22 protein-coding genes and 1 tRNA gene are annotated in these 23,509 nt (G+C 66.9%); 10 read left to right on the forward strand and 13 right to left on the reverse strand.

The genetic code is table 11. The features are described 5' to 3' along the window. Positions 1-23: 23 nt before the first annotated feature. Together L1080_RS13395 and cobC are read right to left on the reverse strand one after the other, a co-directional pair. Positions 24-1,172 (reverse strand): Nif3-like dinuclear metal center hexameric protein, encoded by a 1,149-nt coding sequence (locus L1080_RS13395; RefSeq protein ID WP_250777133.1) that lies wholly within the window; start codon positions 1,170-1,172, stop codon positions 24-26. Beyond that, positions 1,169-2,203 carry an Rv2231c family pyridoxal phosphate-dependent protein CobC gene (gene cobC, locus L1080_RS13400; protein WP_159921587.1) on the reverse strand — a complete coding sequence of 345 codons (1,035 nt, stop codon included), beginning with the start codon at positions 2,201-2,203 and terminating at the stop codon, positions 1,169-1,171. Before cobC ends, L1080_RS13395 begins: the two co-directional genes overlap by 4 nt. 29 nt (positions 2,204-2,232) lie before the next feature. Here cobC and L1080_RS13405 point away from each other — a divergent pair, with 29 nt between their 5' ends. The 3 genes from L1080_RS13405 to L1080_RS13415 are packed head-to-tail and all read left to right on the forward strand — an operon-like array spanning position 2,233 to position 4,343. After that, positions 2,233-2,958 carry an HAD-IA family hydrolase gene (locus tag L1080_RS13405; protein WP_159921585.1) on the forward strand — a complete coding sequence of 242 codons (726 nt, stop codon included), beginning with the start codon at positions 2,233-2,235 and terminating at the stop codon, positions 2,956-2,958. Beyond that, complete coding sequence (locus L1080_RS13410) at positions 2,945-3,418, forward strand: low molecular weight protein-tyrosine-phosphatase (RefSeq protein WP_109329118.1); 474 nt, start codon at positions 2,945-2,947, stop codon at positions 3,416-3,418. The genes L1080_RS13405 and L1080_RS13410 overlap by 14 nt, the downstream gene beginning before the upstream one ends. A 43-nt stretch (positions 3,419-3,461) precedes the next feature. Then, positions 3,462-4,343, forward strand: a complete 882-nt coding sequence (locus tag L1080_RS13415; RefSeq protein WP_250777134.1) for an SURF1 family cytochrome oxidase biogenesis protein — start codon at positions 3,462-3,464, stop codon at positions 4,341-4,343. Here the strand turns inward: L1080_RS13415 and L1080_RS13420 are convergent. Then, positions 4,284-5,267 carry a cobalamin biosynthesis protein gene (locus L1080_RS13420; RefSeq protein WP_250777135.1) on the reverse strand — a complete coding sequence of 328 codons (984 nt, stop codon included), beginning with the start codon at positions 5,265-5,267 and terminating at the stop codon, positions 4,284-4,286. The two genes, L1080_RS13415 and L1080_RS13420, sit on opposite strands and share 60 nt — an antisense overlap. A 47-nt stretch (positions 5,268-5,314) precedes the next feature. On the opposite strand from L1080_RS13420, the gene L1080_RS13425 reads away from it, so the two are divergent. Further along, entirely contained in the window at positions 5,315-5,677 is a 363-nt protein-coding gene (locus L1080_RS13425) for a DUF5655 domain-containing protein (protein ID WP_159921579.1), read from the forward strand. Positions 5,678-5,787: 110 nt separating this feature from the next. Here L1080_RS13425 and L1080_RS13430 read toward each other — a convergent pair. The 4 genes from L1080_RS13430 to L1080_RS13445 form a co-directional block, all read right to left on the reverse strand. Then, positions 5,788-5,859, reverse strand: a tRNA-Val gene (locus L1080_RS13430). A 32-nt stretch (positions 5,860-5,891) separates the two neighbouring features. Further along, positions 5,892-6,356 carry a peroxiredoxin gene (locus L1080_RS13435; RefSeq protein ID WP_250777136.1) on the reverse strand — a complete coding sequence of 155 codons (465 nt, stop codon included), beginning with the start codon at positions 6,354-6,356 and terminating at the stop codon, positions 5,892-5,894. A 38-nt stretch (positions 6,357-6,394) separates the two neighbouring features. Next, positions 6,395-6,820 (reverse strand): DUF3052 domain-containing protein, encoded by a 426-nt coding sequence (locus L1080_RS13440; RefSeq protein ID WP_109329110.1) that lies wholly within the window; start codon positions 6,818-6,820, stop codon positions 6,395-6,397. Positions 6,821-6,985: 165 nt separating this feature from the next. Then, positions 6,986-7,519, reverse strand: a complete 534-nt coding sequence (locus L1080_RS13445) for a hypothetical protein (protein ID WP_250777137.1) — start codon at positions 7,517-7,519, stop codon at positions 6,986-6,988. Positions 7,520-7,744: 225 nt separating this feature from the next. On the opposite strand from L1080_RS13445, the gene aceE reads away from it, so the two are divergent. The 6 genes from aceE to L1080_RS13475 all read left to right on the forward strand — a co-directional run bounded on the left by aceE (position 7,745) and on the right by L1080_RS13475 (position 16,200). Then, complete coding sequence (gene aceE / locus L1080_RS13450) at positions 7,745-10,597, forward strand: pyruvate dehydrogenase (acetyl-transferring), homodimeric type (RefSeq protein ID WP_250777138.1); 2,853 nt, start codon at positions 7,745-7,747, stop codon at positions 10,595-10,597. Positions 10,598-10,676: 79 nt separating this feature from the next. Then, complete coding sequence (locus L1080_RS13455) at positions 10,677-11,948, forward strand: PucR family transcriptional regulator (protein WP_109329104.1); 1,272 nt, start codon at positions 10,677-10,679, stop codon at positions 11,946-11,948. Between the two features lie 127 nt (positions 11,949-12,075). Next, on the forward strand, positions 12,076-12,993 hold the full coding sequence (locus tag L1080_RS13460; protein ID WP_250777139.1) for an ACP S-malonyltransferase: 918 nt from the start codon (positions 12,076-12,078) through the stop codon (positions 12,991-12,993). A 108-nt stretch (positions 12,994-13,101) separates the two neighbouring features. Next, positions 13,102-13,413 (forward strand): meromycolate extension acyl carrier protein AcpM, encoded by a 312-nt coding sequence (gene acpM / locus L1080_RS13465; RefSeq protein ID WP_109329100.1) that lies wholly within the window; start codon positions 13,102-13,104, stop codon positions 13,411-13,413. Between the two features lie 8 nt (positions 13,414-13,421). Continuing rightward, the gene (locus L1080_RS13470; RefSeq protein ID WP_109335018.1) at positions 13,422-14,672 is read left to right on the forward strand and encodes a KasA/KasB family beta-ketoacyl-ACP synthase; all 1,251 of its coding nucleotides are present in this window, start codon (positions 13,422-13,424) and stop codon (positions 14,670-14,672) included. Positions 14,673-14,766: 94 nt separating this feature from the next. Further along, positions 14,767-16,200, forward strand: coding sequence for an acyl-CoA carboxylase subunit beta (locus L1080_RS13475; protein WP_159921571.1), 1,434 nt, complete (start codon positions 14,767-14,769; stop codon positions 16,198-16,200). A 49-nt stretch (positions 16,201-16,249) separates the two neighbouring features. Here the strand turns inward: L1080_RS13475 and L1080_RS13480 are convergent, their stop codons facing one another. From L1080_RS13480 to L1080_RS13505, 6 genes are all read right to left on the reverse strand, one after another. Beyond that, positions 16,250-17,839: an AMP-binding protein gene (locus L1080_RS13480; RefSeq protein ID WP_459030965.1), complete on the reverse strand. Its 1,590-nt coding sequence runs from the start codon at positions 17,837-17,839 to the stop codon at positions 16,250-16,252. A gap of 83 nt (positions 17,840-17,922) precedes the next feature. Continuing rightward, a complete protein-coding gene (locus L1080_RS13485; RefSeq protein WP_250771543.1) occupies positions 17,923-19,305 on the reverse strand; it encodes a flavin monoamine oxidase family protein in 1,383 nt (460 codons plus the stop codon). Between the two features lie 45 nt (positions 19,306-19,350). Then, a complete protein-coding gene (locus L1080_RS13490) occupies positions 19,351-20,046 on the reverse strand; it encodes a transporter (protein WP_250771540.1) in 696 nt (231 codons plus the stop codon). Between the two features lie 34 nt (positions 20,047-20,080). Then, positions 20,081-21,379, reverse strand: coding sequence for an NAD(P)/FAD-dependent oxidoreductase (locus tag L1080_RS13495; RefSeq protein ID WP_250771537.1), 1,299 nt, complete (start codon positions 21,377-21,379; stop codon positions 20,081-20,083). Positions 21,380-21,384: 5 nt separating this feature from the next. After that, the gene (locus L1080_RS13500; RefSeq protein ID WP_208961875.1) at positions 21,385-21,759 is read right to left on the reverse strand and encodes a hotdog fold domain-containing protein; all 375 of its coding nucleotides are present in this window, start codon (positions 21,757-21,759) and stop codon (positions 21,385-21,387) included. Beyond that, positions 21,756-23,420: a flavin-containing monooxygenase gene (locus L1080_RS13505; RefSeq protein WP_250771573.1), complete on the reverse strand. Its 1,665-nt coding sequence runs from the start codon at positions 23,418-23,420 to the stop codon at positions 21,756-21,758. Before L1080_RS13505 ends, L1080_RS13500 begins: the two co-directional genes overlap by 4 nt. Positions 23,421-23,509 lie beyond the last annotated feature (89 nt).

Raw genomic sequence — 23,509 nt, forward strand, 5'->3', positions numbered from 1 at the left:
CCGGCCGTGGGCGTCGATCGGCGCTACCGCGAGCAGTCCGATGTCGCGCCGACCGACCATGGATCGGTCCGTACCTGCGACACCCGCGCCTGCCATCCGGGCCCGTCACCGAAGGCGTTGTCCAGTACGCCCTTCGCCTGCGCGCACCAGGGCTGCTCACTGGCCCAATGGGCGACGTCGATCAGCGCGGGACCGCCGGCGCGCAGGTGCTCGTCGGCGGGATGGTGACGCAGGTCCGCGGTCACATATGCGTCGACGCCCAACCGGGCGACGGCGTCCAGGAAGGAGTCGCCCGATCCCCCGCACACAGCGACCGTGCGTACCGTCGCGTCCGGGTCGCCGGCCGCCCGCACTCCCCACGACGTAGCGGGAAGAGCGTCGGCGACCTGCTGGGTGAAGGTCTTCAGCGACACCGGTTCGGGTAGTTCGCCTACCCGGCCCAGTCCGCGTGTTCCGGGAAAGGTGGCGGTCTCGAAGACGTCGAACGCGATCTCCTCGTAGGGGTGCGCGGCCCGCAGAGCGGCGAGCACTCCCGCTCTGATCCGCCGCGGCGCGATCACCTCGATCCGGCTCTCCTCGACGAGTTCGAGCTCCCCGACCGAGCCGAGGGCGGGTTGCGCGCCTTCCGTCGGAAGGAACTGTCCCTGCCCGGTGACCGACCAGCTGCAGTCTCGGTAATTGCCGATGTTGCCTGCTCCCGCGTCGAACATCGCACGGCGGACCTTCGCAGCATCGTCGACCGGCACCGGCACCACCCATTTGTCGAGTGGCTCGGTGGGCTGCGGCTCGATCGGCCCGGTGACGTTCAGACCCAGCGCCTCCGCCAATGCGTCGGACACGCCGGGGTCTGCGGAATCCGCGTTGGTGTGCGCGGTGAAGAGGGCGCAGCCCGCCTTGATCAGCCGGTGGATCAACGCACCTTTGGGCGTGTGCGCGCCGACGGTGTCCACACCGCGCAGCAGCAACGGGTGGTGGACGAGGAGGAGGTCGGCGCCCGCGTCGACGGCCTCTGCGACCACCGCAGCCGTCGGGTCCACCGCAATCATCACCGTGGTGACGGAGTCCTCGGGGTCGCCGCAGACCAGGCCGACGGAGTCCCACGACTCCGCGAGGGCCGGCGGATAGGCGTCGTCCAGGACTGCGATGATGTCACGGAGACGAACAGGGTTCACAGGATCTCCTTCATCGCGTCGATCAGGACGTCGGTCTGCTCGCCGGGCCGCACCGCGACCCGCAGGAAGTTCGCGTCCAGCCCCGGGAAGGTGTCACACCGCCGGACTGCGATGCCCCGCTCCCTGAGGTGCTTGCGCATCAGTTCGCCGTCGGGAAGTCGCAGCAGCAGGAAAGGAGCGAATGCGGGCTGGTGCACTGCCACACCGAGGTCGCGCAGTCGCCGGATCATGTCGTCCCGCCAGGAGCCCAGGAGCACGGCACGGTCCCTGGCGGCGGCGACGGCGGCGGCACTACTGCAGGCCGCTATCGCCTCCACCTGCAGGCTTCCCAGCGGCCAGTGGGCCCTGCCCACCTGCAGTCGCTGGAGAAGCTCGGGCGGCCCGAGGACGTACCCGCAGCGCAGTCCCGCAAGCGCCCAGGTCTTGGTGAGGCTGCGCAACACCAGGACGTCGGGCAGCGACAGACCGGCCAGCGACTCCACTTCACCGGGCACCGCGTCTGCGAAGGCCTCGTCGACTACAAGAATTCGGCCGGGACGGCGCAACCGGAGAATGTCCTCGGCGGGGTGCAGCACCGACGTGGGATTGGTCGGATTTCCGACCACGACGAGGTCCGCCGAGTCGGGCACCGGCGCCTGCTCGAGTCGGTACGGATCCTCGAGCAGTACCTGCGTGACAGGAATCCCGGCCTCCCGCAGTGCCCATTCGGGCTCGGTGAACGACGGATGAAACAGTGCTGCCTGCCGCACACCGAGCCGGGGCAGCAACGAGAAGCCCTCGGCCCCACCCGCGAGGAGCAGTACCTCGTCCGGTGACCGTCCGTGCCGCTCGGCGACCGCGGTGCGGGCGGCGAGGTCGGCGGCCACCGTCGGGTACGTGCCCAGACTCCCGAGCGCGTCGGCGAGGCGGCGGCGCAACCATTCCGGTGGGCCGTCGCCTTGCACGTTCACTGCGAAATCGAGCAGACCTGGGCCCGCTTCCACATCTCCGTGATGACGCAGGCTCTCCCGGCTACCGGCACGAATGTCCACAGCTGTCGAGCCTAAGGGACAATGGTCCGGTGACTTCGCTCTCCACCGCCCCGTCGGCCCTGTCCGCCCAGTCGACCCTGTCCGCCCCCTCGGCCCTGTCTGCGCCGATCGTGCTGTTCGACCTGGACGGCACACTCACCGACTCGGCTCCCGGTATCCACGGCGGTTTCCGCCACGCGCTCGCCACCATCGGGCAGCCGGAGCCGACCCCGGAGATGCTCGACAACGTGATCGGGCCGCCGATGATCGACACCTTCCGTTCACTGGGCCTCGACGAGGCCGATGTCCAGCGCGCACTCACGGCGTACTTCGACCGCTACGACAGTGTGGGGTGGGCGGAGAATTCCGTCTTCGACGGCATCGCGGACGTGCTGGCCGGCGCCCGCGACAGCGGCAGGCGGCTCGCCGTCGCCACGTCGAAATCCGAGCGGTTCGCCGTCCGCATCCTCGAGCATTTCGAGTTGGCCCACTATTTCGAGTTCATCGGCGGCGCCAGCAACGACGGGCAGCGCCGCGCGAAGGCAGACGTGATCGCGCACTCTCTGCAGGCCCTGGGTGTCTCCGCCACCGAGGGTGCGACGTCCGATGTGCTGATGATCGGCGACCGCGACCACGACGTGCTCGGTGCGGCGCGGTGGGGTATTCCGGCGGTCTTCGTCGAGTGGGGGTACGGTTCGCCGGCCGAGGCCTCGGGTGCGCACCGTTCGGCGCGCACGGTGACCGAGCTCGGGAAGATGCTCGATGGCGCAGCCTGACCCGCGGTTGCACGTCACCTTCGTGTGCACCGGCAACATCTGCCGCTCCCCCATGGCCGAGAAGATCTTCGGCGAGCATGTCAGACGCGCAGACCTGGACCACCGGGTGAGGGTGAGCAGCGCCGGCACGCACGGCTGGCACGTCGGCCGGGAGGCGGACCTCCGGACCAACGAGATCCTGAAACTGAACGGGTACCCCACCGGCCACACCGCTGCCGAGGTCGGGCCGTACCACCTCGGCGCCGACCTCGTCGTCGCCCTGGCGGCCAATCACGATCGTGAACTCGCTCACCTCGGCGTACCCGAGGAGCGTCGCCGGCTGCTGCGCAGCTTCGACCCGGACGCCGACTCCTCGTCCGTCCCCGATCCGTTCTACGGCGGTCTCGAGGACTTCGAACGGGTGCGCCGCCAGATCGAGGCCGCGGTGCCCGGACTGCTCGAGTGGGTACGCGGTCGCTGACCCGCGATCAGGGGTCTCACCTGCGAGCGGCTACCGTGGAAGGGTGCGAAGGCTGAGATTTCTGTTGCGACCCGGCTGGTTGGTGTTGGCCGTGGTGGTCGCCGGATTCGCATTCATGTGCTTCTACGTACTGGCGCCATGGCAGCTCGGCAAGAACACCTCGACGGAACACCGCAACCAGCTGATCGCCGAATCGGTGGAGGCCGAGCCGGTGTCGCTGGAGAGCCTGATCCCGGGGTCGGCGCCGAATCCGGACGACGAGTGGCGCCGCGTCACCGCCACCGGCTCGTACGTGCAGAACAGCGAGATCCTCGTCCGGTTGCGGTCCATCGGTTCGGAGCCCGCGTATGAGGTACTGACACCCCTGCAGCTCACGGACGGCCGCGCCATTCTCGTCAATCGCGGATACGTGCGACCGGTCCAGGGAACCGAAGCGCCCCCCGTCGGACCGCCCCCCGCAGGACAGGTCACGCTCGACGGGCGCATCCGCAAGTCGGAGGGCACCGTCGCCGGGAAGGACCCGATCACGGAGAACGGGCTGCGGCAGGTCTACTTCATCGACGCCGGTCAGATCGGCGACTTCATCGGCATCGACCTTCTCGACGCCTACGTGCAGTTGGAACCTGATCAGCCCGGCGGACTGGGCACCATTCCGCTCCCCCAGCTCGACGCCGGCCCCTACCTGTCCTACGGACTGCAGTGGCTGGCGTTCGGGATCATGGCTCCCCTGGGATTGGCGTACTTCGTCCGCGCGGAATTGCGGGAACGTCGCAAGGAGAAGGTTGCCGCAGGCGGCACGTCCCCGGCGTCCGCCCCCGTTCCCGCCGCGAAGAAGACGCCGTTCACACGGGCCAAGCCCGCCGACTCAGCCCCGCGGACGGCGGCGGAAGCGAAGATGGCCGACCGCTACGGCAAGAGCCGCTGAGGCACACGCGGCACCGCACTGGACCGCGGTCGACAGCCGCACCGCACGGCGCAGGTCGGTAGGCGTGGGCACACGGCCACTCCCCAGCTGCGGGCGCATCTCGATTCCGTGCGCATACTGGGTCCGGCCGCCGAGGGAAATCCCGAGAGCGCCCGCGGTCGCGGCTTCCACGACGCCCGCGTTGGGACTGGGATGCCCCGCCGCATCCCGGCGCCATGCCGTCCACGCCTGCCTCGGCGAACCATCCACTGCCGGGGCCAGCGCCACGGTGAGAGCGCCCGTCAGCCGGGCGGGCAGAAGGTTCAGAACGTCGTCGCCGCGCGCCGCGGCCCACCCGAAATTGCGGTATCTCGGCGAGCGATACCCGACCATCGCGTCCAGTGTGTTGAACGCCCGGTAGACGAACAGGCCGGGGATGCCTACCAGCGCACCCCAGAAAAGTGGTCCCACTGCCGCGTCGGATGTGTTCTCCGCCACCGACTCGAGCGTCGCCCGCGTGATCCCCCGGGCGTCGAGCACGCTGGGATCCCGGCCGCACAGGGACGGCAACAGTTCGCGGGCGTCGGTGAGGTCGTCACCCGCGAGGTGTTCGGCCATCGCCGCGCCGGTGCGGCCGAGGGACGTTCCGCCGAGCACGGCCCACGTCGCGATCGCGGTCCCGCCTGCCTCGCCTGCCCAGCCTCCCTGCCCCGCAGCCCGCGCGGTGACCACCCCCAATGCTCCGACGACGCCCACGAGCACCGCTGCATGCAGGGCGCCCGACAGCCGCGAGTCGCGGTAGGTGGCTTTCTCGCATGCTGCTGCCGCCCTGCCGAATCCGGACACCGGATGCCACCGGGCCGGGTCGGCCAGCAGTCGGTCGGCGCCGAAGCCGAGCAACAGGCCTACTGCACGCGCGGTGCCGGGGCGGGAGGTTGGATACACGCCGCTATTTGTATCAACTAACGTTGCAGGGGAGTGAAGGAGCGTCCATGAGTGCCGTGATCGACGAGTATCTGGCCGGGAAAGATCCGGACGCCACGGAGCGTCTTCTGCAGTTCCGGGACCTGGTGCTGGCCTGCGGTGAGGTGGACGAGCGAGTGCACAGGACCGAGATCGCCTGGGCGCGCACCCGCGTCTTCGCCGCCGCGTTCATCTACTCGTCCCGACTCGAGATCGCCCTCGACCTTCGTCGACGCGTGCACCACCCGCAGCTGCGCGACGCTTTCCCCACCACCAAAACGGTGATCACACATCGGCTCACGATCACCGCCGACGGCCAGCTCGACGACACCCTCGCCGCGCTTCTGACCGAGGCCTACGAGACGGTCGGCCCGGGCACCCGCGCGCGGTAGCCGCTGCGCGCGGGAGCCGCGACGCATCCGCATACACATTGGTCAGGTGCTGAGGAATTGGCCGGCGAGTCGCGCGAATCGGTGCGCGGATGCGGACAGGGCGAAAACGGTGGGCGCGGAGGGTTTCGAACCCCCGACCGCTGGTGTGTAAAACCAGAGCTCTACCACTGAGCTACACGCCCGAACATCCGGCGAGAGGCTCGCCGGATGTGCATCAGGACTCTAGCGTGGCGAGCGCTTTCTCCCAAGCTCCCTGGTCACGGGCTTCTCCGGGACCGTTCATTTCGGCGAACCGGATGATGCCTTCCTTGTCGATCACGAAGGTGCCGCGGTTGGCGAAGCCCAGCTTCTCGTTGAAGACGCCGTATGCCTGTGCGACCTCGCCGTGTGGCCAGAAGTCGGCGAGCAGCGGGAAGGTGTACCCCTGTTCGGCGGACCAGATCTTGTGCGTGGGCGACGCACCGACCGACAGCGCGAGAATGGCGGTGTCGTCGTTCTCGAACTTCGGCAGCTCGTCGCGCACTTTGCAGAGCTCCCCCTGGCAGGTGCCGGTGAAGGCGAGGGGGTAGAACACCAGCAGGACGTTCTTCTTCCCGCGGTAGTCGGACAGCGTCACCTGCTGGTTGTTCTGGTCCTTGAGGGTGAAATCGGGGGCGGTGGCGCCCACCTCGAGCGGCATGAGGTGATCCTTCGATGTGTGATGAACGTTCCGGCGTGTCAGCGTTTGCTCACGGGGCGTGACTTCGGCTGCACCAGGCGGCTTCCGGTCCAGTCTCCGAGGTTGGCCGCGGATGTCTGGGTCAACCCGGCCGTGGGGGCTGATTCGGCGATCTCGCTGGGTTCCACATGACCGGGCTGGCCGGTCTTGGGGGTGAGGACCCACACGAACCCGTCGTCGGCCAGCGGGCCGATCGCGTCCATGAGGGCGTCGACGAGGTCGCCGTCTTCGTCGCGCCACCACAGCAGCACGACGTCGATCACCTCGTCCGAGTCCTCGTCGAGCATGTCTCCACCGATGGTGTCCTCGACCGCGGCACGCAGGTCGTCGTCGGTGTCCTCGTCCCAGCCCAGTTCTTGTACTGCCATGTCAGCAGTGATCCCGAGTTTCTGAGCGTAGTTCTGGGCGTCCGCCGCGGCGACCACGGTGGGGTCCTCCTTTTGTTGACGGTGCTCGGGTACCCGAACACCGGCCGAATGAAGATCAATTAGGTGAAAGCGAACATGCTCGGACGCTTTCGCGCAAGCCGACCACGCGAAAATTGTGGAGAAAGTGCCGCGTGGTCATCGACCGAGCCTACGGTGCGGAGCTCAGGAAGTGGGGCAGGCTGCCCGAATCGAGTCGCGGAGTTCGTCCCCACGACCCGCCAGCGTGTTCAGATAGTCGCCTCGCTCGCCACTCTCGACCGCGGAGGCGAGGTCGCGATACGTGGCCGCGTAGTCGACGAAGAGACCCGCCAGATCCGGGGGCAACGCCGGGCCAGCCTCCTCGGCCCGGTCCGCCGCGGAACGCAGAGCCCCTACGGCCTGAGCTGCTTTCGCGCCGGCGTCCGCGGCGTCGGTGTTGGCCGCGTCGATGAAGGCGTTGTACGAGTCGATGGTGTCGCCGGCGCGGGTGAGGAACAGCGCGCATTCCGCTTCCAGTGCGGCGAGTTCGTCCGCGACCTTCTGGGAGGACGACGCTGCCGCCATCGACGACGTGACTTCCGCGGCGTACTCGGCCGCCTGCGCTCGGTTCTCTTGTGGGTGACCCTCCACAGGAGCGGAGCAACCCACGACCAGGGCGAGTCCGATCACCGCCGCGGCAGCGCCGAGCAGGGCTGCTCTTTCGGTTCCGGCGCGCATTCGTCTCCCCTGTTCCACGACGACCCCCGACAAGTGAACCGCCAGGCCCCGTAACTGCGCAAACGCTACCGGAGAGTAACCCGAGCGGAGTGTGCCGACTGCGTCGCAATGGGGAAAGATGGGGCTTGCGCCATATTTCATAAAGGAGATGGGTCGGACCTAACAAGGTCCCGATCACATGGAGAGGACGCCACACCGCGCGTCCCACCACAATGAGGAGCAACGTTGTCAGACCTGATCCAGGGACCCGCGTCTCAACCGGATTCCGCCACACCCGGCGCCGGAGCGGCCCAACCTTCCCCCAGTGCGACCCCGGGCTCCGACGGCCGCGTTCGCGTCATCCGTGAGGGTGTCGCGTCGTATCTGCCCGACATCGACCCGGACGAAACCACTGAGTGGCTGGAATCGTTCGACGGACTGCTCGATCGGTCCGGTCCGACCCGCGCGCGTTACCTGATGCTGCGCATGCTCGAACGCGCCGGCGAGAAGCACGTCGCTCTTCCCGCGCTGACATCCACCGACTACGTCAACACCATCCCCACCGAGAACGAGCCCTGGTTCCCCGGTGACGAGGAAGTCGAGCGGCGTTACCGCGCCTTCATCCGCTGGAACGCGGCGATCATGGTGACGCGTGCCCAGCGTCCCGGCGTCGGCGTCGGCGGCCACATCTCCACGTACGCGTCCTCGGCGGCCCTGTACGAGGTGGGCTTCAACCACTTCTTCCGCGGCAAGGACCACCCGGGTGGTGGCGACCAGATCTTCATCCAGGGTCACGCCTCCCCCGGCATCTATGCCCGCGCGTTCCTCGAGGGCCGTATTCCGGCCGAGCAGATGGACGGATTCCGCCAGGAGGCCTCTCACGCCGACGAGGGTGGCGGCCTGCCGTCGTATCCGCACCCGCGGCTGCTGCCCGACTTCTGGGAATTCCCGACCGTGTCCATGGGTCTCGGCCCGATGAATGCCATCTACCAGGCACGGTTCAACCACTACCTGCACGACCGCGGCATCAAGGACACCTCCGATCAGCACGTGTGGGCGTTCCTCGGCGACGGCGAGATGGACGAGCCGGAATCGCGTGGCCTCGCCCACGTGGCCGCCACCGAAGGTCTCGACAACCTGACGTTCGTGGTGAACTGCAACCTGCAGCGCCTCGACGGCCCCGTCCGCGGTAACGGCAAGATCATCCAGGAACTCGAATCGTTCTTCCGCGGCGCCGGCTGGAATGTCATCAAGGTCGTGTGGGGACGCGAGTGGGATGCGCTCCTGCACGCGGACCGCGACGGCGCCCTGGTCAATCTCATGAACGTCACCCCGGACGGTGACTACCAGACGTACAAGGCCAACGACGGCGGCTACGTGCGCGAGCACTTCTTCGGTCGCGATCCGCGGACCAAGGAACTCGTCGCGAACCTGTCCGATCAGGACATCTGGAACCTCAAGCGTGGTGGTCACGACTACCGCAAGATCTACGCCGCCTACGCTGCCGCGATGGCACACAAGGGTCAGCCGACGGTGATCCTCGCGCACACCATCAAGGGTTACACCCTCGGTAAGCACTTCGAGGGCCGCAACGCGACCCACCAGATGAAGAAGCTCACGCTCGACGACCTGAAGAACTTCCGCGACTTGCAGCGCATCCCGATCTCGGACGAGGAACTCGAGCGAGATCCCAAGATGCCGCCGTACTACCACCCGGGCAAGGACGCACCCGAGATCCAGTACATGCTCGACCGTCGCCGCGCGCTGGGCGGGTTCCTCCCCGAACGTCGCTCCAACGTCGCGCCGTTGCCGATGCCGCCCGACAAGACCTACGACGTGGTGCGCAAGGGTTCCGGCAAGCAGCAGGTCGCGACCACGATGGCACTGGTCCGCATCATGAAGGAACTGTTGCGGGACAAGGAGATCGGCAAGCGCATCGTGCCGATCATCCCCGACGAGGCGCGCACGTTCGGTATGGACTCGTGGTTCCCGTCGCTGAAGATCTACAACCGCAACGGTCAGCTGTACACGGCGGTGGACGCCGAACTGATGCTCGCCTACAAGGAGAGCGAGATCGGGCAGATCCTGCACGAGGGCATCAACGAGGCGGGGTCGACCGCGTCGTTCACGGCAGTCGGCACCTCGTACGCCACGCACGGCGAGCCGATGATCCCGCTGTACATCTTCTACTCGATGTTCGGTTTCCAGCGCACCGGCGACGGGCTCTGGGCAGCGGCGGATCAGATGGCGCGCGGATTCGTCCTGGGCGCCACCGCCGGCCGCACCACGCTGACCGGTGAGGGACTACAGCACGCGGACGGACACTCGCTGCTGCTGGCGTCGACCAACCCGGCTGCCGTCGCCTACGACCCGGCGTTCTCCTATGAGATCGCGCACATCATCAAGGACGGTCTGCGCCGCATGTACGGCGGCACCGAGGGTGTCGACGGTTTCGGTGGCGAGAACATCTTCTACTACATCACCCTGTACAACGAGCCGTACTCGCAGCCGGCCGAGCCGGAGAACCTGGACGTCGAGGGCCTGCTCAAGGGCATGTACCTGTTCAAGAAGTCGGAAGGCTCCGGCCCGAAGGCACAGATCCTGGTCTCTGGCGTCGGGATGCCCGAGGCTCTGCGCGCGCAGGACCTCCTCGCCGACGACTGGGGTGTGGCCGCCGACGTGTGGTCGGTGACGTCGTGGGGCGAGCTGCGCCGCGACGGCGTCGAGTGTGAGAAGCAGGCACTGCGCGACCCGGGCAACGATGCACCACTGCCCTACGTCACGCAGGCACTCTCCGATGCGGCCGGCCCGTTCGTCGCCGCCTCGGACTGGATGCGCGCCGTCCCGGACCAGATCCGTCAGTGGGTCCCCGGCTCGTACACCACCCTGGGCACCGACGGGTTCGGCTTCTCCGACACCCGTCCGGCCGCGCGTCGATTCTTCAACGTCGACGCCGAATCGATCGTCGTCGCCGTCCTCAGCGCGCTCGCCGGGGAAGGAGCGGTCGACCGGTCGAAGGCCGTCGAGGCTGCGTCGAAGTACCGCATCGACGAGGTCGGCGCCGCGGAGGTGTCCTACACCGACACCGGAAGCGCGTAACCCACAGATAGTTCCTCGCCTCACTGCCGCCCGGGGTCCGTCGGACATCTCGGGCGGCAGTGAGCGTAGGTTCTTGACCATGGTCGAGCAGAGTCCGATGGTCTCCCGCAGACGACAGCCCAGAGATCCGTTGCCCGATGCTCTCCTGCGCCGCGTCAAGCAGTACTCCGGCCGCCTCTCCACCGAGGCCGTCACCACCATGCAGGATCAACTGCCCTTCTTCGACGACCTCGATGCCGCTCAACGCTCCAACGTGCAGCTCCTCGTGCAGACGGCGGTCGTCAACTTTCTGGAGTGGCTCAAGGACCCGGACAGCGACATCCGCTTCAGCCTCGACGCTTTCCAGGTCATCCCCCAGGACCTGGCCCGCCGACTCACTCTCCGGCAAACGGTCGACATGGTGCGGGTGGCCATGGAGTTCTTCGAGCAATGGCTTCCCGCCCTCGCCCGCAACGACCAGCAGTTGATCGCACTGACCGAGGCCGTGCTCCGGTACGGCCGCGAGCTCGGCTTCGCGGCCGCCTCCGTCTACGCGAGCGCCGCCGAATCCCGCGGCGCCTGGGACACCCGGCTCGAGGCACTCGTCGTCGATGCGGTCGTCCGGGGCGACACCGGGTCCGACATGTTGTCGCGGGCGGCCACCCTCAACTGGGACGCCACCGCGCCCGCCACCGTGATCGTGGGCACACCGCCGGAGGACGAGCGGGTGTCCGTGGTCGGGACGGTGCACACCATCGCGCAGAAACACGGCCGTGCAGCGCTGGCCGTGGTGCAGGGCTCCCGCCTGGTGATGGTGGTCAGCGGTGAACTACAGGAGGGGTCGGGGCACTCGAGTTTCATGTCGGATCTGCTCGGCAAGTTCTCGGAAGAGCCGGTGATCATCGGTCCGACCACCCCGACGCTGGGCGCAGCCCACTTCAGTGCCGTCGAGGCGCTGGCCGCGATGCAGGCCGTAGCGGGCTGGCGGGGCGCCCCCCGGCCGGTCCACGCCGCCGAGCTCCTCCCCGAACGCGCGCTCCTCGGCGACAACGCGGCGGTCACTGCCCTCAACGAACATCTCGTAGCTCCGCTGGCGGCCGCGGGCGGGGTCCTGACGGACACGTTGGACGCCTATCTCGACTGTGGAGGTGCGGTTGAGACTTGTGCACGGCAGCTGTTTGTTCATCCAAATACTGTGCGGTATCGACTCAAGCGAATCGCTGAAGTCACGGGCCGTGATCCGACGAATCCGAGGGATGCGTACGTGCTTCGGGTGGCCGCCACGGTCGGTCGTTTGACACGTTCCCATAACGAACCCATCACACGTTTAACACCAGTCACAGGCTTCCCATTCGGAGAACCAGCGCTGTAACGAACGGTTGTCCAATTTCGATGCGAGGGTCCCACGTGCAATTTTGTGGGAACCCAACAAATCCGCTGACAAAGGTTCATCCGCAACGACATCTCGCAGTACGTACCTGACGGTGTTCTCTTGAAGAGTGATTTCGTTGCTCGCCCCGGGTCAGGGCTCTCAGACACCCGGCATGCTCATTCCTTGGTTGGAGCTGCCGGGTTCTCATGACCGTGTCGCACTGTGGTCGAAGGCTTCCGGCCTCGATCTGGTCCGGCTCGGCACCACAGCGACGGCAGAGGAGATCACCGACACGTCGGTGACCCAGCCTCTCGTCGTGGCCGCCGCCTTGCTCGCTTTCGAGGAGCTCGACACCCGCGGTGTTATCCCCGCCGACGCCATCGCGGCCGGGCATTCGGTCGGGGAACTTGCCGCGGCGGCTATCGCCGGTGTGCTCTCCACAGACGATGCTGTCGCCCTCGCTGCGATCCGCGGCGCGGAGATGGCCAAGGCCTGCGCCCTCGAACCGACCGGAATGTCCGCCGTCCTCGGCGGCGACGAAGCCGTGGTCCTCGCCCGCCTGGAAGAGCTGGGCCTCGAGCCGGCCAACCGAAACGCTGCCGGCCAGATCGTGGCAGCGGGTCTGCTCTCCGCGCTCGAAGAGCTCGCCGCCAACCCACCGGAGAAGGCACGGGTGCGCGCACTCCCCGTCGCCGGCGCCTTCCACACCCGGTTCATGGCCCCCGCCCAGGAAGCCGTCACGGAAGCGGCGTCCAAGATCAAGCCCGACGAACCCACTCGCACACTGCTCTCCAACGCCGACGGCGCACCGGTCGCATCCGGAGCCGACGCACTGACTAAGCTGGCTGCGCAGGTGACCCGACCTGTGCGTTGGGACCTGTGCACCGCGAGTCTGCGGACCGCTCAGGTCTCCGCGATCGCGGAACTTCCACCAGCTGGAACCCTGGTCGGCATCGCCAAGCGTGAAATGCGCGGTACGCCGACTCTGGCACTCAAGACCCCGGGGGATATCTCCGCGCTGGCCGAACTCACACAAGTCGGCTAGTTTGCTGCGCGCACCTCAGGGTGCGTGCAGGGCCCGCGGGCGCGGCCGATGGGGACGCGTCCGCACAACTCCAGATACATCTACACCGAATCAGAAGGGAGCCACTCAGTGGCCGCCACCCAGGAAGACATCATCGCCGGACTCGCGGAGATCATCGAGGAGGTCACCGGCATTGAACCCTCCGAGGTGACCATCGAAAAGTCCTTCGTCGACGACCTCGACATCGACTCCCTCTCCATGGTTGAGATCGCCGTTCAGACCGAAGACAAGTACGGCGTGAAGATCCCCGACGAGGATCTCGCAGGCCTGCGCACCGTCGGTGACGCCGTGTCCTACATCCAGAAGCTCGAAGCCGAAGGCGGCGCCGAGGCTGACGCCGTGAAGGCCAAGCTCGAAGCAGCCAAGAACGACGAGGAGTGAGCTCAACCGTGACTTCCGCCTCGACCAACGGGAAACAGTTCCCCAACATCGTCGTCACGAGCCTCGCGGCCACGACGTCGATCGCTGGTGATGTGGATGCCACGTGGAAGGGCCTGCTGGCCGGCGAGAGCGGCATCGACACCATCCAGGAGCCCTTCGTCGCCGAGAACGACCTTCCGGTGACGATCGGTGGCAAGCTCAAGGTGTCGCCCGACGAGTCACTGTCCCGGGTCGAGATTCGCCGGATGAGTTTCGTCGAGCGGTTGGCGCTCGTCCTGGGCCGTCAGGTCTGGGAGAACGCCGGCAGCCCGGAGGTCGACAAGGACCGACTCGGTGTCGTCATCGGCACCGGATTGGGCGGCGGCGAGGCTCTCATCGACGCAGTCGAGAAGATGAAGGCCGGCGGCTACCGCAAGGTGTCGCCGTTCGCGGTGCAGATGGTGATGCCCAACGGTCCGTCGGCCACCGTCGGACTCGAACTCGGCGCCCGCGCCGGGGTCATCACACCCGTCTCGGCCTGCTCTTCGGGTTCCGAGGCCATCGCGCATGCATACCGCATGCTGGTGATGGGTGACGCCGACATCATCGTCGCCGGTGGTGTGGAGGGTTACCTCGACGCCGTGCCGATCGCGAGCTTCGCGATGATGCGTGCGCTGAGCACCCGGAACGACGATCCGAAGGCGGCTTCGCGGCCGTTCGACAAGGATCGCGACGGCTTCGTCTTCGGTGAAGCCGGCGCAATGATGGTTCTCGAGACCGAGGAGCACGCCAAGGCTCGCGGTGCCACCATCCACGCCCGTCTGCTGGGCGCGGGAATCACCTCCGACGGGTTCCACATCGTCGCTCCCGATCCTTCGGGTTCGGGCGCTGCGCGGGCCATGACGAGGGCAATCGAGACTGCTGGGTTGACGAAGAAGGACATCCAGCACATCAACGCGCACGCCACGGCCACGCCGATCGGTGACACAGCAGAGGCGAACGCCATCAAGGCTGCTGTCGGCAACCATGCTGCGGTGTACGCACCGAAGTCCGCGTTGGGGCACTCGATCGGCGCCGTCGGTGCGCTCGAGGCGGTGCTCACGGTCCTGAGTCTGCGTGAGGGAGTCATCCCGCCCACGCTGAATCTCGAGAATCAGGATCCAGAAATCGATCTGGATGTCGTCAAAGGCGAAGCCCGTTACGGCGAGATCGAGTTCGCGATCAACAACTCGTTTGGTTTCGGTGGGCACAACGTCGCGCTCGCCTTCGGCCGGGTCTGACAAGCCGGTCCAGCTAGATCGCGGGTGGAGACCTCCTTCTTCAGGGGGTCTCCACCCATCGACAGCCCCTCAGGGCCGCTACAAGGAGGACGCGATGACAATCTTGGCACCCGCAACGAAGTCCGATGCGTCAGTCGATCCACGCGACCCCCTTGCGCGTCTGGAGAAGCTGTTCGATGCCGGGACCGTCGTCCCCTTGCACCCGCGTGACAAGTCCGGTGTGCTGGCTGCGGCCGGCAACATCGACGGTGTCCGCACCATCGCCTACTGCTCCGATGCCACCGTCATGGGCGGTGCCATGGGAGTCGAAGGTTGTAAGCACATCGTCACGGCGATCGACACCGCCCTCGAGGAAGATGCCCCCATCGTCGGGCTCTGGCATTCGGGTGGCGCGCGCCTCGCCGAAGGCGTCGAGGCGCTGCACGCCGTCGGACTCGTCTTCGAGGCCATGGTGCGTGCCTCCGGTCGCATCCCCCAGATTTCCGTAGTACTCGGCTTCGCCGCCGGCGGAGCGGCATACGGCCCCGCCCTCACCGACATCGTCATCATGGCGCCCGAGGCCCGCGTTTTCGTGACCGGCCCCGACGTGGTGCGCAGTGTCACCGGCGAACAGGTCGACATGGTGTCCCTCGGCGGCCCCGACACCCACACCAAGAAGTCGGGTGTGGCGCACATCGCCGCCCACGACGAGGCCGATGCCCTGCATCGGGCGCGCCGCCTCGTGTCGATGTTCTGCGAGCAAGGCGAATTCGACCAGGCCGCAGCCGAACATGGTGACACCGATCTCCGCGCCCTCATGCCGGAGTCAGCCAAGCGCGCCTACGACGTTCGCCCGATCGTGCACGAACTGCTCGACAACGTCGAGGGCGAGTCGAGCTTCGAAGAGTTGCAGGGCAATTACGCGCGCAGCATCGTCACCGGGCTGGGCCGCCTCGGCGGCCGCACGGTCGGCGTCATCGCCAACAACCCGCTTCGCCTCGGCGGTTGCCTCAACTCCGAAAGTGCGGAGAAGTCGGCGCGTTTCGTGCGCCTGTGCAACGCGTTCGGGATCCCCCTCGTCGTCATCGTCGACGTCCCCGGCTACCTCCCCGGCGTCAGCATGGAATGGGAAGGCGTGGTTCGCCGGGGCGCCAAGCTGCTCCACGCGTTCGCCGAGGCCAAGGTTCCCCGGGTCACGGTGGTCACGCGCAAGATCTACGGTGGCGCCTACATCGCCATGAACTCTCGCGCGCTCGGGGCCACCGCCGTCTACGCCTGGCCCGACGCCGAGGTCGCCGTGATGGGCGCCAAGGCTGCGGTCGGCATCCTGCACAAGCGTGCGCTCGCCGCCGCTCCCGAAGAAGAGCGTGAGGCGCTGCACGAGCGTCTGGCCATCGAGCACGAGAGCATCGCCGGTGGTGTCGATCGCGCCGTCGCGATCGGCGTGGTGGACGAGGAGATCGACCCGGCCAAGACTCGCAGCGTCATCACCGCAGCCCTCGCGGCCGCCCCCGCGCATCGCGGCGATCACAAGAACATCCCGCTCTGATTCGGTAGACCACACCGCGGTCGGTTCGGTGTGAGTCATGTCGGAGTGTCTACTTTGCGGCCTCGGCGGCGCGTAGGTCCTTGCGGAGGATCTTGCCGGCGGCCGATTTCGGCACCAGGTCGATGAACTCGACCTTGCGGACCTTCTTGTGCGGGGAGACCTTCTCGGCGACGAACGCGATCACCGCGTCCTCGTCCAGGTCGGCGCCGGGCTGCCGGACCACGAACGCCTTGGGCACCTCCTCACCCTCCTCGTCGAGCACCCCGATCACGGCGGCGTCGGCGATCTGCGGATGCGTCAACAACAACGCCTCCAACTCCGCGGGCGGCACCTGATAACCCTTGTACTTGATCAACTCCTTCATCCGGTCCACGATCGTCACCACCCCCTCCGAATCCACCGTCGCGATGTCCCCGGTATGCAGATACCCATCCGCATCCAGAGTTTCCGCGGTCGCCTCCTCGTTACCGAGATACCCGGCCATGATGTTCGGGCCCTTGCACCACAACTCCCCCGCCGCACTGACCCCCTCGGCCGGCTGCTCGATCTCCGCACCGGTCCCGGGATCGACCAGCTTGCATTCCATGTTCGCGATACTCGGACCCACCGAGTCCAGCGCAATATCGTCCCGATCGAACGGAATCGCATGCGAGACCGGGCTCATCTCCGACATCCCGTACCCCTGCCGCACCCGGCACCCGAGCCGGTTCGCCACCGCCTTACCCAATTCCTGATCCAGCGGGGCGGCCCCGGAGAAGATCGAATGCACACTCGACAGGTCGTACTGATCGATCAGCGGATGCTTGGCCAACGCCACCGCCACCGGCGGGGCGATGAACACATACGTGCACCTCTGCTCCGCGACGATCGTCAAGAACTCGACCAGGTCGAACTTCGGCATCGTCACCAGCGCCGCCCGCTTACGCAGGGCGGCGTTGAGCAGCACCGTCATCCCGTAGATGTGGAAGAACGGCAACACCGCCAGGAGCTTGTCGTCGGCACCGATCCCGATCGGCCGGTCGATCTGGCAGACATTGGCCACCAGGTTGCGGTGGGTGAGCATCACCCCCTTCGGCCGACCGGTGGTGCCCGACGAATACGGCAGCACCGCCAACTGGGTGCCCGGGTCGAACGACACCTCCGGCGCCGGCGCCCCCTCGGCCAGCAGATCCTGCAGTGACGGGTGCCCGTCCGCACCGTCGAGGACGATCACGTGCGCGGCCGGGATCCCGACCTGCGCGGCCGCGGCCTTCGCCTGCGGCAGCAGCGGGGAGACGGTGAACAGGAACTTCGCCTTCGAGTCGGTGAGCTGCTTGGCGATGTCCTCGGCGGTGTACAACGCGTTGATCGTGGTCGCGACCCCACCGGCCCGCAGGATCCCGTGGAACACCGACGCGAACGCCGGCACGTTCGGCGAATGCAACGCCGCCACCTCACCGACGGCCAACCCGCGCGCGGCGAGCGCCCCCGCGACCCCGTCGATCTGGGCGATCAACGCCCGATACGTGGTGACCGCACCGGAAGCGCCGTCGATCAGCGCCGGCCGATCCCCATCGGCCGCATCGACCTGGCCGAAGAGGAAGTCATAGACGCTGAGGTTCGGAATCTCGACGTCCGGAAACGGGCTCTTGAAGCTCACTGGGGCCTCTCCCTCGAAATATTGCAGCAGTGGGGTGTTGGTATCGCGGCCCGGTTGCCGGGCGCGCTGGGACGGGAGCTGATTCAGGAACGTGTCGGGACGCCCTGCACCCCCACGCCGCTCAGGCTCGCCAGTACGGCCTTCGCCGCCCGTTCGCCCGACGTGGCCGCGTCGGCGAGAGAGGGCAATTCGAGCTGATAGTCGCCGGCGAGGTAGGTGGTGCCGAGCGGATCACGCAACGTCGGAAGCGAGTTCCTCCGCCCGGGCGCCCAGAAGGGCACGACCCGACGATGCCGTCGCACGATGCCCTCGCCCAGCTTCCCTTCCAGCTCGGGGAACACTGCGAGCAGGTCCTGCTGGTATCGCGACACGATCTCCTCGTCGGGGAGGTCGAACAACGCGTCGGCGTGAGCGCCACCGGCGAAACAGGCGAGTGCTCCACCCGGCTTACGGTTGTCGCCGTTCCGCATCGCGGCGGCGTGGTTGAACATCGCCTGGAACGACAGTTGCGGCGTCGAGACAGCGAAGTAGTCGTCCCAGCGCTGCGGCCCGACTTCGTCGGTGAAGAATCCGACGATCACGTACCGGCCGTAGGTGATGTCGTTGAAAGCATTCCGGTGCTGCTGCGGGAGGTCCGGGATGATTCGCTCGGCGACATCGGCGGGTGCGGTCACGATCGCGCGCTTTGCCCGCAACCGCACCGGTCGGTCACCGTCGTGATAGTCGACGACCACGCCGTCACCGTCCTGCCGCACCGAGCGCACCACCGAGTTCAGCCGGATCCGGCCACCGAGATCTTCCGTCAGCACGTCGGTCAACGTCTGATTGCCACCCACCGGCAGCGAGAAGTTCGGGATCTTCTCCGGGTCGGCCAGCGCGAGGCCCACCGACGTGACGAACTGGGTGGCGGCCGTCTCCTCCACCTCGCATCCCATCCACTGCGCCGACCACGACCGCACGACGGCGGCGGCCAACTGCGACCGGACACCCTTCAGCAGGTATGACGCCAGCTTGGTGTCGAGCTTGGCGCGAACCCGTCGCGCGATACGGCTCTGCGACTCCAGGAACGGCATGACCGAAAGGATGCGGGCACCGACGATGGCCATGCCGATACGGTCCATCATGGTCATCCGCGTGCGGAACATGAGCGCGACGGGGTTCGAGGTGTCGACCACCTCGCCGTTCAAGTACAGCGCGACGCTCTTGCCTGCGAGCGAGCCCATCTCGATGCCGTGCCGGTCGAGGGCATCGATCAGCGTGCCGGTGCCCTCGGTGAACTGGGTGCCGACGTTGATCCAGTAGTCGCCCCGACGGACGGTCTCGACGCGTCCACCGGTGCGCTCGGTGGATTCGAGCACCACCACGTCGGTCTCCGGCGCCAGCGTGGTGGCCGCCATCAGACCCGACATTCCGGCGCCGACGACGACAACCTCGGTGGTCTCTTCGTGCATGACATGCGTTGACATTTCGGTTCCTGACTATGGATCGATCACCACGGAGGGTTCGGCCGCTTACGCCGTTGCTGGAGCGCTGCCGCTGACCGTCTGGGCGTCGACGCGCTTGTTGTGGGCGTCGAATGCTCGGTAGGCGCGGTAGTACGCGAACATCTGCAGGCCCCACGTGGACAGTGCGAAGATGTAGAAGATCGTGTGCTCGGCGTCGTCCCCCGGAATGGAAACGAAGTCGTAGGTCGCCGCGATGACGAACCCGCAGGCGGTGGCGACGGCGGCCCACGCCGCGTGCCCGCGCTCGCCGATGCCCCACAGCCGCTTGACGAAGTAGATGAGGAAAATCGTGGTGAGCACGTTGACCACGATGTAGAAGATCTTGCCGGGCAGACCGATCTCCTCCGCGAAATGGCTGAGGAGGAAACCCACCACACCCGCCAGGGCGAACGCGCCGATGTCCACCGCCGCGGACGGCTTGTACCGGTGGGTGACCTTCATCAGCCCCAGGACCAAGATGAGCGTGATGCCGATCGACCGGGAGAAGGCGTCCAGGAAGTAGGCGAAGGCATACATCGGGCTGTCGTGACCAGCCTTCAGGAGACCGTAGAGCAGGAAATTCGTGCCCGACGTCGCGACGACGATCCACTCGATGCCGAGCAGGTAATTCTTGTAGTTCCGGATAAACTTGATCCCGTAGGTGAATCCGACGGCGATCATCCAGATGTCCGAGACCGCGAAGAGCAGTTCTTTGATGGACATGAGCATCTCCTTGGAAGGTGGCTTACGCCGATAGTTATTTCGTGAGTGCTGCCAGGCGGTCGGAGGCGCGGTCGGCGAGCCAGGCCGCGTACAGCGCGGGGCCGCTGACGAGGCTGGGCCAGAAGCGCTTGCGCCCGTGCCAAATTGCCGCCAGGTCGTCGTGCAGCGGCGCGCCGCCGATGCGGTCCGCGAGCAGGTGGCCCACATACTGTGCTTGGGCGAAGCCGTGGCCGTTGCAGGCGAGCGAGTACAGCACGTTGTCAGAGGCCTCGCCGGCGGCGGGGAGCCAGGTGGAGCTCATGCCGATCCAGCCACCCCACGCCCGCTGCGGCTTGACGTCGCGCAGGCCCGGGAATCTGTCGTGGAATCCGCGGACAAGATCGTCTGCGACGTTCCGCGCGGGGGTGCGGTCGGGCAGTGGGTTCCGCCCGGACTGTACGCGGCGGGTGCCGAACACGATCGTGCCCCGCGGGGTGATGCGGTAGCTCTCGATGATCATGTGCAGCGTGACCATCGGGGCACGGCTGGTCCAGCCGATCTCGTCGAGTCGCTCGGGTGCGACGGGTTCGGTCTCCACCAGGGACGTCCACACCGGGCTGGCGAGGTGCTTCGGTGCGATGGACAAGCCGTTGCTGTTGGCGTTTGTGGTCAGCAGCGCCTTGCGAGCCCGAATTCTTCCGTCCGGTGTTTCGACGGTGACCCCGCCGCCGGTGTCCGTGACGTCGCGGGCGAGGGTGTGCTCGTAGACACGCACGCCGGCCGCGATCGTCGCGGCCCGCAGACCGAGCACGAACTCCCCCGGGTTGAGCGTGCCGCCGACGCCCTCACGCACTCCGCCGAGGAAGCCGTCCGGGAGGCCTGCTGCGCGACCTTCAACGAATTCGGCCGACGATCCGGCCGCGGCCATGACCTTCGCGTTGCGGCGTGCGTGCCGCAGCTGCCCCTTGGACACGGCGGCCATCACGATCCCCTCCTGCTGGTAGCCGCAGTCGATCCCGTGGTGTGTGATGGCATCTTCGGCGAAGTGCACCGCGTTCTCGGCGTACCGGTAGAGGTCGCGCAGCCGTTCGCGCTTCAGCAGGAAGCCCAGCATTTCCGGATCGGCGGCGATGGAGTTGGTGATGTATCCGGCGTTGCGGGAGGTCGCGCCCCAGCCGAGGGTCTTCGCCTCGAGGAGGACCACGTCAACGCCTCTCTCCGCGAGGCGCAGTGCGGCCGACATGCCGCCCCCGCCGCCGCCGACGATCACCACGTCGCAGTCGATGTCACCGCGCAGGGATGGTTCAGCGGCGACAGGCGTTGCGGCCCAGCCAGTGTCGTGGATCAGCTCCATGGCTTCTACTCCGTCTCATCTGCAGGAATGACCGCGGTGCCGCGAGCGCGCACCGCGACCAGGGGCGTCTCCAGGACCTGCGAGCGGCCGGTGTCGTCGGAACCGCGGCAGATCACCCGGAGCTCGAAATCGACTGTGCGGCTGCGGTTGCCCTTTTTCACCAGCGCGGCCTCGGCCTCCACGACATCGCCGCCACGAACCGGGGCGAGGAACTCGACGGACGAGTAGCCGGCGAACAGCCCCTCGTGGCCGTCGATCTCGATCGACAGGTTCGTGCCGACGTCACCGAACAACTTCAGGGCGAAGGCACCGTCGACCAGGTTTCCGGCATAGTGTGCGTCGGAGAAGGCGACATAGCGTCGGTGCACGGTCTTACTCATGAGATTTCCTGATGGATGGGGCCGAGGGTGCGGGACTGCGCTTCGCCGTCGATCTGGATGCCGGGGTACCCGCGCTTGGCAATCTCGGTGCACATCCGGCGGTACTTGCCCACGCCACCCACGTAGCCCATGAAGGTGTTGGGCTTGCCCTCGATGTTGGAGCCGCGATACCAGGAGTCGGTCGTGGCATACAGCGTCTGGGCGACGGTCCCCTCGGTGATGTCCACCCAGTCGTTCTGGGCCTCAGGGGTGGCCTCGATCAGCGTGGCGTTGGAGTCGCGGGCGTGCTCGATGAGGTCGGCGATCCAGTCGACGGCCTGCTCGATCGTCACCACCACGTTGCTGGCCAGCGCGGGACTCAGCGGTCCGCCGACCATGAAGAAGTTGGGGAAGTCGGCGGCCATGACCCCGAGGTAGGAGCGGATACCGTCGCTCCAGGCCTCCTGCAGCTTCTCGCCGGACGCGCCGGTGATATTCAGCCCGTACAGCGGGCCGGTGAAGGCGTCGAACCCGATCGCGAGCACAATGGCGTCCACCTCGTAGGTGCCCTTCGAGGTGACGATCGCGTTCTCGGTCATCGTCTCGATCGACTCGCCACGCAGCGACACCAGCGACACGTTCGGCCGGTTATAGGTCTCGTAGTAGTCGGTGCCGAACACGCTGCGCTTGGCGCCGAGTGGGTGGTACTTGGGCACCAGCAGTTCCGCCGTGACCGGATCCTTCACTATCTCGCGGATCTTGTCGTGGATGAATTCCGAGGCGGTCCGGTTCGCCTCGGGATCAGTGAGCAGGTCTGCGAACTCGGCGCCGACGCCCTGGAAGCCGCTGCGCTCGTACGCTTCCTCGTACCGCCGCTGGCGCTCCTCGTCCGAGACGTCGAAGGCGTTGTCGGTGACGGGACGGTCGGGGATGCCGCCGGGTGAGTGCCGGCATTCTTCTCGGATCGCCGGGTAGTCGTCCTTGATGGCGGCGACCTGCTCCGGGGGGAGGTCGGCGTTGCGTGCGGGCATCACATAGTTCGGGGTGCGCTGGAACACCGTGAGGTGCTCGGCCACCTCCGCGATCAGGGGGATGGCCTGAACCCCGGAAGATCCGGTGCCGATCACGGCAACGGGCTTGCCGGCGAGGTCGTCGAGCGAGATATTCCACCGGCTGGTGGATACCTGGAGTCCGGTGAAGTTCGCGAGGCCTGGCACGTCGAAGTCCTTCGGGGTGGACAGGCCGCCGGCGCCCGAGATCAGGTAGCGGCTGCGGCGAGTCGCACCGTTGTCCAGCTGTACCTCCCACAGCCGGTCGTCCGCGTTCCATGTCGCGCTGACAACTCGGGTATTGAACGTGAAGTGCTTACGCAGGTCGAAGCGGTCGGCGACGTGCTCGATGTAGCTCAGAATCTCGGCCTGCGGCGCGAATCGCTGGCTCCACGTCCACTCCTGCTGGAGCGCCTCGTCGAATGAGTACGAGTAGTAGATGCTCTCGACATCGCAGCGGGCGCCGGGGTAGGTGTTCCAGAACCAGGTGCCGCCGACACTGGGTCCGGCCTCGAACCCGGCGAAGGTCCACCCCGCCCTCGTGAGCCGGTGCGAGAGGTAGAGGCCGGAGAAGCCGGCGCCGACGCCGATGACATCGACGATCCCGGTATCCGAGGTGGAGGGGAAGTTCATGGAAATTGCCGCTTTCGTCTTGGTGATCATATGACTGGATCAGTTGACTGAGTCCAGTACACCAGTGGTCCTGGTCACAGTCAAGAGGT

Origin of the sequence: Rhodococcus sp. MSC1_016 (assembly GCF_023667485.2) — a bacterium.
GTDB classification, from domain to species: Bacteria; Actinomycetota; Actinomycetes; order Mycobacteriales; family Mycobacteriaceae; genus Rhodococcus_F; species Rhodococcus_F oxybenzonivorans.

Bases quoted from the DNA above. Each gene is read 5' to 3' on its own strand.
- L1080_RS13410 (WP_109329118.1), top strand. From the start codon at position 2,945: ATGGCGCAGCCTGACCCGCGGTTGCACGTCACCTTCGTGTGCACCGGC.
- L1080_RS13425 (WP_159921579.1), top strand. From the start codon at position 5,315: ATGAGTGCCGTGATCGACGAGTATCTGGCCGGGAAAGATCCGGACGCC.
- L1080_RS13435 (WP_250777136.1), bottom strand. From the start codon at position 6,356: ATGCCGCTCGAGGTGGGCGCCACCGCCCCCGATTTCACCCTCAAGGAC.
- L1080_RS13445 (WP_250777137.1), bottom strand. From the start codon at position 7,519: ATGCGCGCCGGAACCGAAAGAGCAGCCCTGCTCGGCGCTGCCGCGGCG.
- L1080_RS13455 (WP_109329104.1), top strand. From the start codon at position 10,677: ATGGTCGAGCAGAGTCCGATGGTCTCCCGCAGACGACAGCCCAGAGAT.
- L1080_RS13475 (WP_159921571.1), top strand. From the start codon at position 14,767: ATGACAATCTTGGCACCCGCAACGAAGTCCGATGCGTCAGTCGATCCA.
- L1080_RS13485 (WP_250771543.1), bottom strand. From the start codon at position 19,305: ATGTCAACGCATGTCATGCACGAAGAGACCACCGAGGTTGTCGTCGTC.
- L1080_RS13490 (WP_250771540.1), bottom strand. From the start codon at position 20,046: ATGTCCATCAAAGAACTGCTCTTCGCGGTCTCGGACATCTGGATGATC.
- L1080_RS13495 (WP_250771537.1), bottom strand. From the start codon at position 21,379: ATGGAGCTGATCCACGACACTGGCTGGGCCGCAACGCCTGTCGCCGCT.
- L1080_RS13500 (WP_208961875.1), bottom strand. From the start codon at position 21,759: ATGAGTAAGACCGTGCACCGACGCTATGTCGCCTTCTCCGACGCACAC.
- L1080_RS13505 (WP_250771573.1), bottom strand. From the start codon at position 23,420: ATGAACTTCCCCTCCACCTCGGATACCGGGATCGTCGATGTCATCGGC.